Raw genomic sequence first — 17,484 nt, 5'->3', positions numbered from 1 at the left:
AGCGTATCTAATATTCAGTCTCGCGTATACCCGTCGATTGTTTGACACTTACAAAGAAACAGCACGAAAACGTAAAAAAACCTGGATTCTTCCTTTTCACGAAGAAATCCAGATTTTTTTTGGCACAACCGTTCAAACAGAAAAGCGGATTTTCCTGTTCCCTGCCCATTTTTTAGGACTGGAGTATTTCGAGCGGGCAGCATTCATCTTTCGTCCGCACATTCATAAAGCGATCAGCACGTGCTGACGACAATTTCCAGATTTTCAAAAGGCTGCGGATGAGCACTCGTCCAGTCCGTAAACTGCATGGACCAGCTGTCGAGATAGTTCAGATAGCCGCTCAGCTCAAACGTGGGGACAGCCGGCACATGGAGCGCGAAATAGTCCATGGCTTCGATGTAAAACTCGTGGGTAATGTCCACCTTCTCGCCGATCAGGACGTGTTCTTCAAGCAGCCGGCATAGTTCAATGCTTGTCGCATAGTTGTACAGGCGTCTTTTATTGTCGGGAAGATCGTAGCTGCCTTCTACATGAAGCATATCCCCGGCTTTGAGCGCTGCTTCATAGACGATGTACCAGGAAAGATCTTCGCCAAGCTGTTCAGCGATCCAATCAAAGTGTTCGAGAATCCGTTTTGTCTCACTTGCCATGCTGGTCCTCTTTCTTTGCGGCTGCCTTCATGGCTTTTTCTTCATCACGTTTTCGTCCGGCACGGGATATGAGTGCCTTGGCCAGCGCCTGCGGATCCGCAAAGGCGCCTTCTTCGCCGTTTTTAAACCGTTCCAGAACGTCGACGACATCCAGTTCCCCTTCCAGAAGATCGGGACCTGTTTCTTCTTTTGGGCTTGCAGCCGGTGTCTCGCTGTCGGATGCGGGAAGCAACGGAAGTTCCGTTTTCTGATTTGGATTGTTCTCCGTTTCCGTGCCCTTCTCTGCTCTCGACAGATCCGAAGCCTCGGATGTTTCTGGATCTGTATTTACAGAAACAGAGGCTGGTTCGGCAGGTATTTCTTCCGAATTCGAAGCAGATGGATCAGGATTTTCCGCAGCGGACTCGTTTTTGGCTTCGTCCTCTGCTTTTTCACTCTCTGCATCTTCCGGTTCTTCTCCGCTCAGATCCGAGGCTTCGATCGTTTCGAGCTGTTCGTTGCTTAAGGTGTCGAGTTTGACCAGACGGTTGGCCTGGCGTACGACGGCTTTTTCAAAGAGATTACGCACGGTACGGCCGTTGGCAAAATCGGCATCCCGGTTTTCGTACAGATCCCTGAACATCGACTTCGCGGTTTCCTGGGCTTTTTCGGAGAGTTTGTAGCCGTTCTTTTTACAAATGCCTAAGAGAATTTCATACAGTTCTTCCGGGGTATAGTCCGGGAAATCGATGAACTTGTTAAATCGCGATTTCAGACCCGGATTGGACTGCAGGAATTCTTCCATCGGTTCGGGATAGCCGGCGACAATAACCGCCAGATCGTCACGATGGTTTTCCATCTCGACCAGAAGCGTATCGATCGCTTCCCGGCCAAAGTCGGCTTTGTCCTTGCCGGCGGCCAGGGAATAGGCTTCGTCGATAAAGAGCACGCCGCCCAGAGCGGAGTTGACGACTTCCTGCGTCTTGATTGCGGTCTGGCCGACATAGCCGCCGACCAGTTCCGAACGGTCTACTTCCACAAGCTGACCTTTGCTTAAGGCGCCGAGCGCATGATAAATGCCGGCGAGCAGCCGGGCGACGGTCGTTTTGCCCGTTCCTGGATTGCCGGTGAACACCAGATGCATCGATACGGGCATTTCCTTCATCGAACGCTCTCGACGGATCCGGCGAATCTTCAGCAGGTTGATCAGGCTGTTGACGTCTTCCTTAACGCCTTTCAGCCCGGTCAGCGAATTGAGCTCTTCCATCAGCTCATCCAGTGTTTTTTCCGGCTGTTCCGGTTTCGCTTCGGCCGTTTCACTGGTTTTGGGGGCCTGTTTATTTTGCGTTTTGGGATCGCTCGATCCGCCCATGGTCGAAGTCTGTTCCGGAAAGAGCGACGGACCGAGTTCCCGCTCCAGACGGCCGAGCGAATCGAGGGTATCGATCAGTTCCTTGGGGGTATCGGGTGCCGGCTGGTTTTTGTGAATCCAGTTGTCGAGAAACAAAATGTAAATCTGCTGGTCAAGTTCTTCAAGGGGATCCTTGCCCGCACACTCCCAGGCGTTTTTGGAAATTTCGCTGAGAACGGAAAGAATCTGTCTTTGATACGTACTGCCTGTGCCGCTTAGCTGATCGCCATGGGCAGCGACTTTGAGTACGACAGGAATGAGCGAGCTGAAATCCGACTTGTGCAGCGAAAGCCGCTTCATCAGCGCGTTGTATTCACTCGGGGTGTAGTGAAAGGACAGCACTTCGTTGATCAGAGCAGCCCGTTTGGCCTGGACACCGCCAGCCGCTTCGGCCAGATAGAGCAGCAGCGAAAGGACTTCGATGCGATACTGTTCAGTCAGCGTATTTTCAAGGGGTTTAAGAAAAGCAGGGTCCATCTGTTCGAGTGTCTGACAAAGACGATAGCCCTGCTGCCAGGCCTGGCTGGCTTTGGAAAGGTTCGAATCCATACTTTTTTCTCCAGAATGTTCGTATATCGATTTCATCGAAGCGTTCTTCCTTCCCTGTCCGATTTAGGCAGAGAACGGGAAACGTTCGATGTTGATTGACTCATGAAAATTTATTCTCATTTTACCAAAAAACCGGAGAACGAACGGCGAAGTGAAGAAAACGAAAAAGGCATGAACGCCCAGAGTAAGGATTTGGGAATTCATGCCTGTCTTTTATGAAGTTTATTTTGAATAGAAGCCGATGCCTTCATCGACCCAGCCCATCGTTACAAGACCGTCGCGTTCTGTTGCGTTAAACGTGAAATGGTGCGATCCGGCAACCGCGTTCGGGTTGTACAGACGGTATACCGGCCGATCGTTTTCACTTGCGGACGTATAGCAGGTGATGCCTTCGGCTGTCCAGCCCATTTCCACGAGTGCGGCACGCTCAGCGGTATCGAGCGTGTAGTGATGGTCGCCCGCGTTCGGGTTGTAGAGACGATACAGCGGTACGCCGTTCTTTTCGGAATGCCAGGCGACGCCTTCGTCTTTCCAGCCGTAGTTTATGCAGTTGACGAGCTCGTTGTATTCCGTCGTGTACAGATGTTCACCCGAGTTCGGGTTGTACAGGCGGTACACCGGCTCATCGATGGCCGCATACGAGGCCACATACGCGTAAATGTAGGAGTCGATGGCAACGCCGCCATTGAGCTGTTCGCTCGCCTTGGCAAATGTATGAATCGCTTCAACCTGATTGTTTTCGTTGAGCAGCGGAGCACCGGACTGACCGCTCGACGAGTCAATGGTATGCAGAACGGTACGGCGTCCGGTCATCGAATGCAGGCGGCCTTTGGCTCCATACATGCCCTGCGATTCCAGGGAAATGTTTTCATTGTACGGATAGCCGGCCAGTTCATACGTCTTGTCCAGGTTGGCCTGATCCAGCGTAGCCAGCTTCAGCGGTTCCACGCCTTCAATCGGCTTTCTCAGGCGAATGAGACCAAGATCGTAGTCGGTATTGCTTGCGCCCGTTTTCGTCCAGTCAGGCGGTGCCATGAGCAGTTTGGACGAATACTGGTTGTCCGGATTGGATGGATCCTTGCCGCCCGGAACCGCCACGATCGATCTCGCCCAGCCCATGTTGTTGTCATGGTCAAAGACGCAGTGGCCGGCGGTCAGAATCGTATCCGGCGCAATCAGAAATCCAGTGCCGGAGTATACCCCGCCATTGGAAAAGGTGATGGTGAGATTGCAGATGGCGTTGTACGGCGCCACATCGGTACGGGCAATCAGATAGCGATCGTCTTCACCGATTACTTTTCGAGGAACCTTAACGGCGCTCTCGGGAATATTTTCAATTTCGTCAATCGAAGCCTGCGGTTTTACGGAGTAATCTTCCGGCTCATCCGTAACATGAACGGCGGTTTCGAGACCGTTCTGTCCTTCGATGGTCTGTGAATGGGATGCCAGCAGATCCGGGCTTTCCTGGGCCTGCACGGCTGAAATGGCAGGAATGTGCATCGACATGGCCAGCGCGAGCGCCGCCAGTCCGGTTTTCATTTTCTTCATTTCAATCCTTCCTCCTTTCGACTTCCGTTTTTTGTAATTGGTATTCGGACTTTGCAAGGCAAGTACAGAGAAAAAGCGATCGTGCAGAAGCTCTGCATCGTTTCGTTTTTCCTGAGTACAGGGTAACAGAATTTTTTATCGGCAGGCTCGGATACCCTTTTCTGCTTTACACAGAAACCTGGGAATTTTTCAGCGCTTTTTGTTACGAGACAAAGCGAATCCACCGTAGAAAGCGATTGCTTCGCCGCTTCAGATCGCCGGCAAAAAATTTCCTGTGGTTTTTTATTATCGCAGTACGATGGTCCATTTGCAAAAATCGACAGGGAAAATGGTAAAAATCACATAAGATAACATATTGCGCAGAGCACGCAGATTTCGTGACGATTTGGGAAAGAAACTTCATCAAAACCGACAATCGGAAAACGCCATGAGCTTCGTCTTCCTTTGCCTGTCCCTTTCTATTCCTTGTCTGTACTTGTCTGTCTTTCTCGGTCCTTGTCAGTTTTTCCATTAAGACGCAAAATGCAGCGCCATCCGAAGATCGCTTCGGATGGCGCTGCATTTTTCATTTCTGTTTTGCACAGAAGATCCGCTTATTTTACAGGTTCTGCAATCGGCAGTTCTGTGCTTTCCTGAGGCTCGGTCGCGGGCAGTTCACAATCGGCTGCCGGTTCAACGGCTGGCAGATCGCTGCCTTCGGATTCTACCGCCGGCAGATCGTCATCCTGCGCTTCGACGGCAGGCAGATCTTCGGCTTTTTCAGAATCCGCCTTGGCAGGCGGTTCTTTTGCCGGAGTTTCCGTCTGAACTTCCGTTTCTGTAATCGGCACGTTTGCATCGCGTTCTTCCGACACGATTTCCGCCTGCAGAATTTCTTCTTCCGGCTGTTCTTCCGGTTTCGGTTCAGCGGTTTCGATCACAGGCGTACTTGGACGCATCGCAGAACGGCTTGGAAGCGTTTCGAGATAGTCGAACGTAATCTGGCGCTTGGCCGTCTGTACATCGCGGACTTTAATACGTACCGGCATACCGAGGGTAAAGGTCTTTCCGGTATTTTCGCCGGTAAGCATCATCGTATCGGCATCGTAGTTGTAAAAGTCATCGATCATGTTGCGCAGCGGAACCATGCCTTCGACGGTGTTGTCGAGTTCGACAAAGAAGCCGAAGCTGGTGACGCCGACGATCAGGCCATCATATACTTCGCCGACTTTATTTTCCATGTATTTCGCAAATTCGAGATCGTTGACCGCCCGTTCGATCGTAACGGCATCCTTTTCCTTTTCGGACAGATGCATGGACGATTTTTCCATGCGCTTTTCATCCTTGAGCAGGCTCTTCTCGTCGTTTTTCTTATGAATGACATGACGGCGGAGCATGCGGTGAATCAGCAGGTCCGGATAACGGCGGATTGGCGATGTGAAGTGGCAGTATTCATCGAGCGCCAGACCATAGTGGCCGACGTTCTTTTCGCTGTAGCGGGCTTTCTGCATGGAGCGAACGGTGATCGTGGAAAGAATTTCCTTCTCTTCTTCGCCTTCGATCGAAGCCAGGAAGCGGGCGACATCTTTTGGCTGGCAGTTTTCGACATCCAGGTCACAGGGCACGTGCAAAATACTGGCCATGTTGACCAGCGTCTGCAGTTTTTCGGGATCCGGATCTTCATGGATTCGGAACATGCCTGGCAGAGATTTGGAGTGAAGCTCATGAGCGACCGCAACGTTTGCCGCAATCATGGCCTCTTCAATCATCATTTCACTCCAGCCGCGATCGCGGATGAGGATATCGACAGGAACGCCTCTTTCGTCGAGTACGAATTTGGGTTCCTTCGTTTCAAAATCGATATGGCCGCGCTTTTCGGTCTGTTCTCGCATCTTTTTCGCCAGATCGGAGAAGGCGGTGAGCAGATTGCCGACCGGTGCATATTCCGGAACGGACTGCGGATTTTCCAGATAGGCGTTTACTTTGGAATATGTGCAGCGTGCATCCGAATGAATGACGCTCTCGTAAATTTCGTAGTCGGTCATGACGCCGTTCGGGTTGAATTCCATGGCGCACGTCAGTGTCAGACGATCCACGCCCGGGTTCAGCGAGCAGATGCCGTTAGACAGCGCGAACGGCAGCATCGGCACAACGCGGTCGGCGACATAAATCGAAGTGCCGCGCTTGTAGGCTTCGTTATCGATGTCGCTGTCTTCCTTGACGTAATGGCTGACGTCTGCGATATGGACATACAGTTTCCAGCCGCCATTGGCCAGCGCTTCAACAGAAATTGCGTCGTCAAAGTCCTTGGTGGAGTCGCCGTCAATGGTGACGGTCATCAGATCGCGCAGATCGTGGCGATCCTTCATTTCCTTTTTGTGGACGCGTTCTGGAATTTCATCGGATTCCGCGCGGACTTTCTTGCCGAAGTTCTGACGGACTTCGTTTTCCGCAAGAATGGCGCTGATGTCCACGCCCGGTTCGTCTTCCTGACCGAGCACCGCAATGATTTTTACGCGAAGCGGCGCGGAATAGTCTACGACTTTAACGACCGCCTTGGTGCCGGCCGAAAGTTTGTAAGCCTTCTGGTTGGTCACGATAAAAGAGGTGTGAAGATCCACATCGCTGCGGAATTTCAGGCCGTTGCGGGTACGGACGAAGGTTCCAGGAATGCACGTAATGCCGCGTTCATAAATGTGGACAACTTCCGGCATCAGTCCATAGTTGTGAACGAGCACTTCGTCCTTGTCCATCATCATGCGGCAGTTTTTCTTGGGGACATACAGCTTGTTCTCCTTGCAGAGAACCGCATATTCCGTTGCAGAAACGTCCTTAATCTTGCCGATCACCCATTCCTGGCCGTCAATGAAGACGTACTTTTCGTGGTCGTTATAAATGATGCGCTCATCTTCGAGCTCATTGAGCGCGATCTGAAGTTCCTTTTTTTCATGTTCCGTGCGGATGTGCATGGCTTTGCCCAGTCCGTATGGAGTCAGTTTTTTCTTTTTCTGAAGCAGTTCAACAATTTCTTCCTTCATTCAAATCCCTCCCTTTCGAGACAGTCCAGAAGTCTTTAATACCCTCTTCATACAATATCCTGTCTGTAAAATACAAAAACTTGCCTGCAAAATAAAAAAGGCCGGATGGCCTTAGACAATCTGTAAAGCGATTACAAGGGCGAAGAAAATAATGCCGCAGATGAGCGTGGCATACGAGAGAACCTTTTCGAAGCCGCGTTCTTTCTGAACCGCAAAAAGGTTAAGATCTCCGCTTCCCGTGAATGCTGCGGAAAGTCCGTCGGATTTACCGCTCTGCAGCAGGACGAGAATAATCATGATACCTGAGTCGACCATTAACAAAATATTTAAGAAGTTTTCCATACAAATCACTCTTTCTTTCTTTTTCCCGTGATCATTATAACAAACTATTTTCTAAGCCATGGCGGACAGACGCAGAAAGTCTGTCTCATCCAGGCTTGCCACGGTTTCATCGGGAATAATCCCGAGCCGTTCGATATCCGACTCCTTATGCACGCCGCTCTGGACGAAAAGAGTCTGAACTTGATTATTATAACCGAGCGCGATATCGGTTTCCAGATTATCTCCAATAATTACGGCTTCTTCTTTCGAAATATGGAGCTTATTCAAAGCCGTTTCGAGAATCGGAGCACTTGGCTTGGCGATATCGGGGCTTTTCTGTCCCGTGGCGTATTCAAACAGCGTAACGACCGAGCCGTTGCCGACTTCAAAACCACCAGGCTTGGCCAGAATGCGGTCCATATTTGTTCCGATCAGCTTTGCGCCGTTGAGCAGAAATCCCAGTGCTCTGGAATATTTCGCATAGTCTGCGGATTTATCCAGACCGATGAATACAAAAGCCGGATGGTCTTCCGTAATCGCAAAGCCTTCCAGTTCGAGCGCTTCTTTCATGCCGGCCTGTCCAATCATCCAGGCCGTTCGCGGCGTTCCGGTCTTCGCACAGTATTTTGACGCCCAGGCAGCTGCGGCCATCGCCGAATTGACGAAGTCCTCAGCGCGAATGTTCGGGTAGCCCATTTTCAGCATGTGTTCCGCGTTTTCCTGCGGCGTGCGCATGGAATTGTTGGTCAGAAAAAGATAGGGAATGTCATGCGCCTGACAGAACTCAATCGCGCGGATTCCCGCTTCGATCGGAGCCGTTCCGCGATACAGCGTACCGTCCAGATCAAAAATCATTGTTTTCTTCTTCATGTCTCTTCCTCTTTTTTCTCTTTCGTTTTCCCTGCCGGCTTCGGTTCAGCTGCCGGCAGGCCGATCGGATCGACTGGGTGTCCGCTCAAGCAGCCTTTTAAAAACAGACTTTCTGGTTTTCGTAATCCCAGACGATTTTGGGGAATGATATACCAGAAAGATATTCCGGAGCTATTGTATCGGTTTGGCGCACTCTCATCCACTGAAATCCAGATCGTTCCAGTTTGAAGGGGACGTCAAAGCTTTCAAACCGCTTTCCTTTTCAAGCCGTCTTCTTCTGGCAGACAGAGAAAAAGCAGCCTGCAATTTGATTGCGTGCAGGCTGCTTTGCTTGTTCATAATTTTCAGTTGGACTGCCTTGCTTTGCCGTTTAAAAGCTCAGGCATGCGTTTAGCGGACTTGGATTAGAATACGCGGATGCCGCCGTAAGGACGGATCTGAAGAACGTGGCATGCGCCTTCTCCAAAGGTGCTGCCCATAGTCTTCACGTACTGATCAACAAGTTCGTTTGGAACGAAGGCCTGAATTGTGCCTGCAAATCCGCCGCCGTGGACGCGGTGAGCGCCTTTTCCGTCAAGTACCAGTTCGCTTAAAGCCAGAGCCAGAGAAACCGCCTGGTTTTTGTAGTCGGATGGAGAATAGATATTCTGGAGATATTTGAAGGAAGACGTTCCGGAAGCGAGGATCTGCTTTTCAAAGCCAGCGAGATCGCCTTCGGAGAGAGCCTTAACGGCTTTCTGTACGCGTTTGTTTTCCTCAAATACGTGAATGGCACGCAGCAGTGCACGGTCGTTTTTCACGGCTTCACGCAGTTCCGGAAGACGGGAATAAAATTCCGCTTCATCCACTTCGCGCAGAACCGGCTTTCCGAAGAACTCGTCCACTTCCTTGAGTTCGAACGGAATGTCCGCATAATCCTGCGTCAGGTCGGCATGGGATGCGTGAACGTCGGTAATGCACAGGGAGGTGTTGAAGTCGGAGAAATCGATGTCGACTTTTTCGACGATCGGGTTGTGCTTATCGGCGAAGTCGATGTGAATCAGACCGCCGACGGAGCATGCGGACTGGTCCATCAGACCGCATGGTTTGCCGAAGAATACGTTTTCGGCGTACTGGCCGATTTTGGCGAGTTCAACGGGATCCAGACTCTGATTATTGTAGAGATCGGAGAAGATGTTTCCGATCATGACTTCGAACGCAGCAGAGGAAGACAGACCGCTTCCCTGCAGCACGTCGCTGGTCATATAGCCGTCGAAGCCGCCGATGTTGCCGCCGTCTTCCTTAATCTTTGCGGCGACGCCACGGATGAGGGCCTGACTGCTTTCTTTTTCATCTTCGTGCACGTTGAGGTCCGACAGATCGATTGGAGGAATATCATAATCGTCGGAAAGTACTTTTACGACACCGTCTTCTCTTGGGCTGACGATGGCGATGATATCGAGGTTGATCGAAGTGGCGAGGACCTCACCCTGCTGATGATCGGTGTGGTTTCCGATAACCTCACTGCGTCCAGGAACGGAGATGGCCTGTACATCCTTGTCTCCATACAGTTCCATGAACTTGTCGATGGCTTTGGCGTACCGAGGTTTCTGCGACTCTGCGAGGCTGCCGTAGATCTCAGTGAGACGCGCATCCTGCGCCCCGTTTACAATTTCTTCTCTTAACTGACTAGCAAGCATTCTTTTTCTCCTTTGTTAACCGCTATCAATACACCCATTCTAACAAAAACGCACTGGTTCTTTCAATGTTTACTAAAAGTCTTGAACTAAAACTTTGTTTTTACTAAAAATTAATAGAGGAGTATCATTTTTCCTCTTTTCGTCATAAGCGATACCGTTTACTATCAGAATGGACTAAATATAAGAGGTGATTTTATGGCCACATTAAAAGACGTTGCCAACCTCGCTGGCGTATCGAGTGCCAGTGTTTCGCGTATTCTCAATAATGATCTGACCCTGAGCGTGCCGCAGTCGACTCGAGACCGCGTTCTCGAAGCCGCTGAAACGCTCGGGTACGTGAAAAAGAAGAAAAAAGCTGACGTTTCGACCATGACGGTCGGCATTGTTCAGTGGGTATCCGCGGAAAATGAGGCGAGCGACCCGTATTACCTGAACATCCGCCAGGGTGTTGAAAATTATTGCTCCAACCACATGATTACCATCATCCGCTCTTTTGCTTCGGAAATGTCGATTCCGCGCCGCATGGAAAAAGTGGACGGTCTGGTGTGCATCGGTAAGTTCTCTCCGGAAGATCGCCAGAAAATGATTGCGATCTGTCCCAACATCATTTTTCTCGATATGAAACTCGATACCATTACCAACGCGTTCATCGTTCCCGACTTCAAGGGTGCGATGCGGATCGTCATGGACCACTTCATTGCCGAAGGCCACAAGAAAGTCGGCTTTTTAGGCGGGATTGAAAGCGTCAGCGGCGAAGTATACCGCGATGACCGTCTGAAATATTTCCGCCGGTTTGCGACCAAAGCCGGCCTCGAATTTGAACCGTACGTCGTAATGAAGGAATTCACCCGGGAATCCGGATACGAAATGATGAAATCGCTGATCGATGCCAAAACGGTGCCGACCGCCATTTTTGCGGCCAGCGACCCGATCGCGATCGGCGCGATGCGCGCCTGCTACGAAGCCGGCCTGCGTATTCCGGATGATCTTTCGATTATCGGCTTCGACAACATCGATGAAACCAACTACACCTATCCCCCAATGACCACCATTTTCGTTCCGACCTACGAGATCGGTTCAACGGGCATGCGCATGCTGCATGACGCCTGGAAGCGAAACGAAAACATCCAGCCTATGAAAGTGGAACTTCCCTGCTACATGATCAGCCGCCAGTCCACACGAACCGCGCCGGATGCGATTGAACTCGATATGAACAAATAGCTAAAACGTCAGGCCCATTTTGCCTGGCGTTTTTTCGTCGAAAATTCAGACAGCCGATCGACGCAGCGATCAGCCGAAGAAAAGGCAGGCTTTCCTTCCTGGGAAAACCTGCCTTGAATTATGCAGAGCTTGCAGCGCATGCTTTAGCCGTCCTGATCCCTGGGCAGCGAATGCTTTTGCCTTGAGATTTCAGGGTATGCGATCAGTCAGCGCTTGGTTCAATTTTCTGCAGATCGCCGTATTCGAAATCGGAGTTCTGCTCATTGCCGAACATCTGGTAGCTGGCATGGATTTTACGGTTTGCGGTATCGATGGATTCAACCGTAACAACGGTGCCTTTGATCGGGCCGTTGATGACTTCGGCCTTATCGCCGGGAACCACATCGAGAGTGACGTTTTCAACCGGACGATGAAGTCTTCTGAGTACGGCGTCCACTTCTTCCTGGGCTACAGGGAACGGTTTTGCTCCCTTTCCGCTCGATCCGATGAATCCGGTTACGCCCGGGGTGTTGCGGACAACGTACCAGGCTTCGTCGGTCATGCGCATGCGCACGAGAATATAGCCGGAGAAGAGATTGTGCGTCTTTGTAATTTCCTTGCCGTTTTTGTATTCCACTTCGGTTTCTTCCGCTACAACGACATCAAACAGGGAATCTTCCAGACCCATGGTGCTGATTCGTTTTAAAAGGTTTTCCTTAACACGATTTTCCTGACCGGCATACGTATTGACGACGTACCAGGCGACATCGTTGTCGTTAACTTTACTTGTCATATTGGTTCCTCTCCTTTTGAAAAGATCTGTATAATTTATATCACTGATCGAATGGTGCCCCTGATTTTAAGGACCGTAAATCCAGCGAAGTGCCGCCAAAATGGACGGATAATCAAAAAGGCAGCGCGAGTCTGCCTTTTTTGGTTAAGCCATGCAATCCAGTTTAAAGCGAAACAATCCAGCTGACGAGACCGGAGGCCGCAATTTCACAGATGAAGAAATAGAGGCCAAAGAGTGCGGTAAACAGAATTACGAGTCCGCTGGATTTCATCAGCTCTTTGAACGAAGGCCACTGTACCTTTTTCAGTTCCGCCCAGATCGCTTTGGGCGAATAGGTCGGGTCCTTGATTTCGTTTTCAGCCATTATCAAATTCCTTTACTAGTCAGTCTTATTTTGACTCTTTATGCAAAGTGTGCTTGTTGCATTTCGGACAGTACTTTCGAACTTCAAGACGGCCTGTCTGCGTCTTTTTATTTTTCTCGGTCGTATAGTTCCGGGAAAAGCATTCGGTACAAACCAAAGTAATCTTATCAGCCATAGTATGGCCTCCTTTGCAAGTTAAAAATATAGCATTCAACCCATTTTCTGTCAACAAAGCCCCGGCCTCCGGCCTCCATGCCGGTCCTTTATCGTCGGAACCTGAAATCCAAATCCAAATGCCGAAAAGAAATCGCTCAGCTCTTAAAACATCGGTTCCTTTGAAAACACTTCATGCCGTTTCCAGGCAGAGCGCGCTCTTCGCAGCGCCGTTCCGACGCGGGAGAGCGTAATGGACAGAATGGCGGATGTCTGCTTCTGGGTATAGCCCGTTCTGAGCATAGTCAGGATCTGCATGTCGAGCGCATCGAGCTCTTTGGAGAGTTCAGCGAGCACCTCATCGCAGGCGGAAGCCGCTAAATGATTTTCTTCGAGTACCATGTCGCTCTGAAAGCAGTTCTGAATATTCGGTCCGCCAAATTCACGGCGCTCAAAGCAGGCTTCCAGGGAAAGTGTATTGCGCCTTTGCAGGGAAGAAAACTGATTGGCACTGCGAATCAGGTCGGTCGCCTTGTTGCGAAGACAGGCGTAGTAGACCGTTCCGATCGAACACTTCTCATTGTCCCGATAGCGATAGATCAGCCGGTCAAACACATCGTAGGCAGCCGCGATCCAGTCTTCGTAAAGAAGAAGGGACCGAAGCATATTGTTGTAGACAAAATCGGTATAGCCGCGAAGGCTCGCAAACAGCAGCGCGTACGCTTCCTCATCGTTCATGTGAATGAGATAGAGAAGCTCGTACAGATTCCAGTCGCGCGTGCTGTTTTTGGCAGGACGGTATAAGGCATTCATCATTTTTCCCTCTTCATACCGACTGCTGCGTTGGGAATTTTATTTTTTGCTTTGAATCTCGTACATCAGGATTCCTGCAGCCACCGACGCGTTCAGCGACTGCACGGCTCCATGCATGGGAATGTGCAGTTTGAAATCGCACTGTCCCTTGACGCTTTTGGACATGCCCTTACCTTCGTTTCCAATGACGAGAACGAGCGGACGATCATACAGACCTTTGCGATAGTCGAGACTGGTCTTGTCAAAGTCGCTGCCCGCTACCCAGAAGCCGTTTTCCTTGAGCTTGATCAGCGCGTTGGAAAGGCTCGAGACACCGGCTACCGGCATCGAATACGCTGCGCCCGCAGACGTCTTTACAGCGGCCGGGGTGAGCCCGGCGCCGCCATGCTTGCACAGGATAACGCCTTTGGCACCAGCCGCATCCGCAGAACGCAGAATAGCACCGACATTGTGCGGATCCTGCACTTCGTCTAAAGCCACAAGCAGCGGCAGACGATCGAGCGCGCTGTCGCTTTCCGGGTTTGGACGGGCCCGGTCGATGAGCTCATCGAGCGTGAGCAGCGGCAGGTCCCTGACTTTAGCGGCAATCCCCTGATGGACGCCATGATCCGTCATGCGGTCCAGTTCCTTTTTCGAAACCGTGCGCAGACGAACGGATTTGGGAAGCGTCTCGAGAATGCGGCGCGTTCTGGCATCGTTCTGGCCGTTCATCAAATAAATTTCCGCGATAGTCTCCGGCTCGTTTTTCAGCGTTTCAAAGACATTTTTTCCATAGACGATCATAGAGATTCACCAAGTTTCATACAGATCGAAAGCAGTTCGTTCATGCGCTCTTCATGATGGTAAAGATACAGATAGCCAAAGAGCGCCTCCAGACCGGTGGCCTTGAGATACGTTTTCAGATCCGCACTTTTCGATGGCGATTTGACGTGCGCGTTGCGTCCGCGGCGGACGATTTCCCGTTCGTCTTCGTTAAGCAGATCTGCTTCCAGAAGCCGATCGAGAACCGTGGCCTGCCCCGTGGCCGAATTGTATTTGGCCGACTGTTTCTGCAGAACATCGGCTTTGCGCAGTCCCTTGTTCAAAAGCGTTTTTCGTACTTCCAGCGAATAGATGGCATCGCCCATCCAGGCCAGAGTTACGGGATTTTCGGATACGATTTCCATTAAACCAGTCCCTGTTCCATCAGCTTCGCCCGGCACGCATCAGCGGCGGCGAAGTCTTTTTCCTTTACAGCTGCTTTCCAGGCGCGATACAGATCCTTCTGTTCATCCGTTGCGTGATGCAGATCCAGATCGAGTCCCAGTACATAAAGCATACCGGCTATGGAGGCGTAAAGCGCATTCAGACGCTTGTAATCCAGTTCCCGCTTGCGCAGCGCACCGTTGAGTTCCTTGATGGCTGCCTGAAGCGCGGAAATAGCGTTCGGGGTGTTCAGATCATCGGCCATGGCGTCCATGAAGGCGTTCCAGCTGGCTTCATCTTTTTCAGCATTCGGATCAAAAGCGTCTGCCAGATCGAGCTGAAAAAGAGCCTGCGCTGCAGGTTTCCGGATTTTTGCGATTTCTCTGGCGGAAGACTCCAGTGCTTCCTTCGAAATCGTCAGCGGTGCGCGGTAATGCGTGCTGATGAGCATCAGACGGCAGACCGGACCGGAATACTGATCGATCAGATCCTTGGCCAGCAGGACGTTGCCTAAAGACTTGGACATCTTGTTGATCTCATGGTTTTCATCGGCGATGTTGATCATGCCGTTATGAACCCACGTATTGGCCAGAGACGTATCCCAGCTCATGCGGGCCTGCGCCACTTCGTTTTCGTGATGCGGGAACTTCAGGTCGTTTCCGCCGCCGTGAATGTCGATCAGTGGACGGCCAAAGACATCGTTGATCATTACAACGCATTCGGTATGCCAGCCGGGACGGCCTTTTCCCCAGGGAGAATCCCACTGAATGCCTTTATCGGTCTTTCTCCAGAGCGTAAAGTCGAGCGGATTTTCTTTTTTTGTATTTTCGTCAATGCGAGCGCCGACCATCAGATCTTCTAGGCGCTGATGGGAAATTTCTCCATAGTGCGTATCGGAGCCGACACGGAAGTAGACATCGCCGTCCACCGCGTATGCTGCCCCGTTTTCGACGAGCTTTTCGATAAAGGCGATAATTTTATCCATCGTCTCGGTTACACGGGGGGTATAATCCGGCGTCTGGGCGCCAAGATCATGGCGAACGTGTTCAAATTCCTCAATATAGCGATCGGTAATCACTTTTTCCGTAGTGTTTTCTTCAATCGCCTTGGCAATGATCTTGTCATCGACATCGGTGTAGTTGCTTGCCATGGTGACGTCATAGCCAAGTGCCTTGAAGGTTTTGTAAAGCGTATCAAAAACGACGACAGGTCTGGCATTTCCGATATGCGGATCGTTATAGACCGTCGGACCGCAGACATACATCGAAACCTTGCCGTCTTCCATCGGCTTGAATTCTTCGATTTTCTGCGAATAGGTGTTATAGAGCTTCATCCTTATTCCTGCTGCTTTCCATAAAGGACAGACGCCTTCCCGAGTTCGAACAGATATCCGATTCAGATCTCCGGTTCATTTGGGAAACAGGGCGCGTCTGTGCAGCTTTTCCTTTCGTCTGTTTTCAGCATTTTGCCCCATGAGGAGCCGGTTTCAATCAAAAAAGACGCAAACGGATTGAATTGCTGAACAGCCAGTCCTGTTCTGCACTTTGCGTTTTTTCCATTGAAAAAAGGAAGCTTTCACTTCCTTCGATATTCTATCAGATTTTCAACCGCCTGTTTTTCAGGCAGCGGAGCGGCCAAGGAGTTTCAGAATTTCTTCTTCGTTTGGTGTTCCTTTTAAATTCTCCAGGGCCAGTTTTGCCCACTTCTCCGTATTGGGCCTGTCCTTGTTATAGGAGTACTGCAGAGCGATCAGATACTGGAACGTACCTGCGTTCACTTTCAGGTTTTCCGGAATGTTTCCGGAAGAATCTTCGAGCTTTTTCAGTCTCTCCTTCAGTTCATCAATATATTTCGCTTCTTTCTTGAGAAGAATCGAATACTGAATTTCCAGCGGGTGGAGCTGCTGGGGCGTACCGTACGTTTTCACCAGGTCCATCATGCGGGCAGCTTTTTTGATTTTTCCCTGCGCCAGATAAATATAGAAGCCCTGTTCGCCTAACCGGGCTTTCTGACGACGGTTCAGACGCATGTTTTCCATGAACTGAATCTGATCGTCAATTTTCGCCTTATCCTGTCGGGCTTCAATCATCGTCAGACGGATGGCTTCGCGTTCAAAGGCGGAAAAGGAAACCTTAGCCAGCAGCGAATCCAGATGCGTCTGGAATTTCGCGTAGTTCTGGGTATCGATATCGTTCATCAGCTTCTGGTAATAGTAACGCTTTACCAGAGGCGGGATCAGAACAACCAGCGCGATAAAAACCGCAAAATAAAGAAGATAAATCCATCCCTGCATAGCTAGTTATTCCCTCCGGTCTTCCCCTCAAACTGGGTGAGATATTCCTTTTCTGAAGAACGGTCCTCGCTGGGATTCTGCGCGAGGCGTTCTGCCTTTTCCCGTTTGGCGTTTTCAATAAACATGTTGATGAACATTTCATCCACACCGTCTTTTCTCATGCTTTCGACATAGGCCGCCGTCAGATCGTCGACCTCTTCTGCCAGCCGGTTGTACTCGCTGTCAACCAGGCGTTCTCGAATTGCCATATTACAAATCCTTTCTCTTAAACAATTACTTTCAATTTACCTGCTTCTGAGTGCTTTCACAACAGAAACCGGATGTAGAGCGTGCTTCGAAGGCAGAAACTTCAAACGCTTTCCCGCAAATTCCCAGCTGGATCGACTGGATCTTTGATTTCTCTCTCCGTCATTTTTACGACAGAAAAGTTTCTGCAAATATTCCTGAAGAAAAATTTGAAAATTCATCCCTTTCTGGCGATTTCCTGTACTCGATTCTTTTTCTTTTCTCCTTTTTTTCCCGGGCGCTTTCCAATTCTCCAGATCGGAAGTCGGCTGAATCCGCCCGTTCGGCGCCGTCCCCTTCTCTGCGTATACCGGTACAGTGTAAGCGTCAAATAAAAGACGGGTATTTTCTCGACCGCCTCCTTGGGATAATTC

At 50.5% G+C, this 17,484-nt stretch carries 18 protein-coding genes; 1 reads left to right on the top strand and 17 read right to left on the bottom strand.

Features of this window, described 5'->3' with window-relative positions:
• Positions 1-233: 233 nt before the first annotated feature.
• From Q2J39_RS08250 to Q2J39_RS08220, 7 genes are all read right to left on the bottom strand, one after another.
• Positions 234-650 carry a hypothetical protein gene (locus Q2J39_RS08250; protein WP_230266826.1) on the bottom strand — a complete coding sequence of 139 codons (417 nt, stop codon included), beginning with the start codon at positions 648-650 and terminating at the stop codon, positions 234-236.
• Positions 640-2,589 carry an AAA family ATPase gene (locus Q2J39_RS08245; protein WP_288340055.1) on the bottom strand — a complete coding sequence of 650 codons (1,950 nt, stop codon included), beginning with the start codon at positions 2,587-2,589 and terminating at the stop codon, positions 640-642. Before Q2J39_RS08245 ends, Q2J39_RS08250 begins: the two co-directional genes overlap by 11 nt.
• 222 nt (positions 2,590-2,811) lie before the next feature.
• On the bottom strand, positions 2,812-4,137 hold the full coding sequence (locus Q2J39_RS08240) for a trypsin-like peptidase domain-containing protein (RefSeq protein ID WP_288340054.1): 1,326 nt from the start codon (positions 4,135-4,137) through the stop codon (positions 2,812-2,814).
• A 593-nt stretch (positions 4,138-4,730) separates the two neighbouring features.
• Complete coding sequence (gene rnr / locus Q2J39_RS08235; RefSeq protein WP_288340052.1) at positions 4,731-7,154, bottom strand: ribonuclease R; 2,424 nt, start codon at positions 7,152-7,154, stop codon at positions 4,731-4,733.
• 111 nt (positions 7,155-7,265) lie between these two features.
• Positions 7,266-7,496 carry a preprotein translocase subunit SecG gene (secG, locus tag Q2J39_RS08230; RefSeq protein ID WP_230266823.1) on the bottom strand — a complete coding sequence of 77 codons (231 nt, stop codon included), beginning with the start codon at positions 7,494-7,496 and terminating at the stop codon, positions 7,266-7,268.
• Positions 7,497-7,547: 51 nt separating this feature from the next.
• Positions 7,548-8,345 carry an HAD-IIA family hydrolase gene (locus Q2J39_RS08225; protein WP_288340050.1) on the bottom strand — a complete coding sequence of 266 codons (798 nt, stop codon included), beginning with the start codon at positions 8,343-8,345 and terminating at the stop codon, positions 7,548-7,550.
• Between the two features lie 404 nt (positions 8,346-8,749).
• Entirely contained in the window at positions 8,750-10,024 is a 1,275-nt protein-coding gene (locus Q2J39_RS08220) for a galactokinase family protein (RefSeq protein WP_288340046.1), read from the bottom strand.
• Between the two features lie 195 nt (positions 10,025-10,219).
• Here Q2J39_RS08220 and Q2J39_RS08215 point away from each other — a divergent pair, with 195 nt between their 5' ends.
• The gene (locus tag Q2J39_RS08215; RefSeq protein ID WP_230266820.1) at positions 10,220-11,245 is read left to right on the top strand and encodes a LacI family DNA-binding transcriptional regulator; all 1,026 of its coding nucleotides are present in this window, start codon (positions 10,220-10,222) and stop codon (positions 11,243-11,245) included.
• 202 nt (positions 11,246-11,447) lie between these two features.
• Here the strand turns inward: Q2J39_RS08215 and nusG are convergent, their stop codons facing one another.
• From nusG to Q2J39_RS08165, 10 genes are all read right to left on the bottom strand, one after another.
• A complete protein-coding gene (nusG, locus tag Q2J39_RS08210) occupies positions 11,448-12,017 on the bottom strand; it encodes a transcription termination/antitermination protein NusG (protein WP_230266819.1) in 570 nt (189 codons plus the stop codon).
• Positions 12,018-12,180: 163 nt separating this feature from the next.
• Positions 12,181-12,381, bottom strand: coding sequence for a preprotein translocase subunit SecE (secE, locus tag Q2J39_RS08205; RefSeq protein ID WP_230266818.1), 201 nt, complete (start codon positions 12,379-12,381; stop codon positions 12,181-12,183).
• A gap of 25 nt (positions 12,382-12,406) precedes the next feature.
• Positions 12,407-12,556 (bottom strand): 50S ribosomal protein L33, encoded by a 150-nt coding sequence (gene rpmG, locus Q2J39_RS08200; RefSeq protein WP_230266817.1) that lies wholly within the window; start codon positions 12,554-12,556, stop codon positions 12,407-12,409.
• Positions 12,557-12,699: 143 nt separating this feature from the next.
• Positions 12,700-13,350 (bottom strand): hypothetical protein, encoded by a 651-nt coding sequence (locus tag Q2J39_RS08195; protein ID WP_230266816.1) that lies wholly within the window; start codon positions 13,348-13,350, stop codon positions 12,700-12,702.
• Between the two features lie 36 nt (positions 13,351-13,386).
• The gene (gene rlmB / locus Q2J39_RS08190; protein ID WP_288340042.1) at positions 13,387-14,130 is read right to left on the bottom strand and encodes a 23S rRNA (guanosine(2251)-2'-O)-methyltransferase RlmB; all 744 of its coding nucleotides are present in this window, start codon (positions 14,128-14,130) and stop codon (positions 13,387-13,389) included.
• Positions 14,127-14,513: a Mini-ribonuclease 3 gene (locus tag Q2J39_RS08185; RefSeq protein WP_288340040.1), complete on the bottom strand. Its 387-nt coding sequence runs from the start codon at positions 14,511-14,513 to the stop codon at positions 14,127-14,129. The genes rlmB and Q2J39_RS08185 overlap by 4 nt, the downstream gene beginning before the upstream one ends.
• A complete protein-coding gene (cysS, locus tag Q2J39_RS08180) occupies positions 14,513-15,865 on the bottom strand; it encodes a cysteine--tRNA ligase (protein ID WP_288340038.1) in 1,353 nt (450 codons plus the stop codon). Before cysS ends, Q2J39_RS08185 begins: the two co-directional genes overlap by 1 nt.
• A gap of 285 nt (positions 15,866-16,150) precedes the next feature.
• Positions 16,151-16,825, bottom strand: a complete 675-nt coding sequence (locus tag Q2J39_RS08175) for a hypothetical protein (RefSeq protein ID WP_288340036.1) — start codon at positions 16,823-16,825, stop codon at positions 16,151-16,153.
• 2 nt (positions 16,826-16,827) lie between these two features.
• Entirely contained in the window at positions 16,828-17,073 is a 246-nt protein-coding gene (locus Q2J39_RS08170; protein ID WP_288340034.1) for a hypothetical protein, read from the bottom strand.
• A 36-nt stretch (positions 17,074-17,109) separates the two neighbouring features.
• On the bottom strand, positions 17,110-17,484 hold a 375-nt coding region (locus Q2J39_RS08165; protein ID WP_288340032.1), incomplete at its 5' end, for a hypothetical protein.

This window comes from uncultured Allobaculum sp. (assembly GCF_948576815.1).
GTDB lineage: Bacteria > Bacillota_I > Bacilli_A > Erysipelotrichales > Erysipelotrichaceae > Allobaculum > Allobaculum fili.
The sequence above is the reverse complement of the archived record's forward strand: the minus strand, read 5'-3'. Positions and strand labels throughout refer to the sequence as shown.

What these genes read in the sequence shown, in the direction of transcription:
- nusG (WP_230266819.1), bottom strand. Translation starts at nt 12,017, where the DNA reads ATGACAAGTAAAGTTAACGACAACGATGTCGCCTGGTACGTCGTCAAT.
- Q2J39_RS08225 (WP_288340050.1), bottom strand. Translation starts at nt 8,345, where the DNA reads ATGAAGAAGAAAACAATGATTTTTGATCTGGACGGTACGCTGTATCGC.
- Q2J39_RS08215 (WP_230266820.1), top strand. Translation starts at nt 10,220, where the DNA reads ATGGCCACATTAAAAGACGTTGCCAACCTCGCTGGCGTATCGAGTGCC.
- Q2J39_RS08220 (WP_288340046.1), bottom strand. Translation starts at nt 10,024, where the DNA reads ATGCTTGCTAGTCAGTTAAGAGAAGAAATTGTAAACGGGGCGCAGGAT.
- Q2J39_RS08170 (WP_288340034.1), bottom strand. Translation starts at nt 17,073, where the DNA reads ATGGCAATTCGAGAACGCCTGGTTGACAGCGAGTACAACCGGCTGGCA.
- Q2J39_RS08250 (WP_230266826.1), bottom strand. Translation starts at nt 650, where the DNA reads ATGGCAAGTGAGACAAAACGGATTCTCGAACACTTTGATTGGATCGCT.
- rnr (WP_288340052.1), bottom strand. Translation starts at nt 7,154, where the DNA reads ATGAAGGAAGAAATTGTTGAACTGCTTCAGAAAAAGAAAAAACTGACT.
- Q2J39_RS08240 (WP_288340054.1), bottom strand. Translation starts at nt 4,137, where the DNA reads ATGAAGAAAATGAAAACCGGACTGGCGGCGCTCGCGCTGGCCATGTCG.
- Q2J39_RS08245 (WP_288340055.1), bottom strand. Translation starts at nt 2,589, where the DNA reads ATGGATTCGAACCTTTCCAAAGCCAGCCAGGCCTGGCAGCAGGGCTAT.
- rpmG (WP_230266817.1), bottom strand. Translation starts at nt 12,556, where the DNA reads ATGGCTGATAAGATTACTTTGGTTTGTACCGAATGCTTTTCCCGGAAC.
- Q2J39_RS08175 (WP_288340036.1), bottom strand. Translation starts at nt 16,825, where the DNA reads ATGCAGGGATGGATTTATCTTCTTTATTTTGCGGTTTTTATCGCGCTG.
- Q2J39_RS08185 (WP_288340040.1), bottom strand. Translation starts at nt 14,513, where the DNA reads ATGGAAATCGTATCCGAAAATCCCGTAACTCTGGCCTGGATGGGCGAT.
- cysS (WP_288340038.1), bottom strand. Translation starts at nt 15,865, where the DNA reads ATGAAGCTCTATAACACCTATTCGCAGAAAATCGAAGAATTCAAGCCG.
- secG (WP_230266823.1), bottom strand. Translation starts at nt 7,496, where the DNA reads ATGGAAAACTTCTTAAATATTTTGTTAATGGTCGACTCAGGTATCATG.
- rlmB (WP_288340042.1), bottom strand. Translation starts at nt 14,130, where the DNA reads ATGATCGTCTATGGAAAAAATGTCTTTGAAACGCTGAAAAACGAGCCG.
- Q2J39_RS08195 (WP_230266816.1), bottom strand. Translation starts at nt 13,350, where the DNA reads ATGATGAATGCCTTATACCGTCCTGCCAAAAACAGCACGCGCGACTGG.
- secE (WP_230266818.1), bottom strand. Translation starts at nt 12,381, where the DNA reads ATGGCTGAAAACGAAATCAAGGACCCGACCTATTCGCCCAAAGCGATC.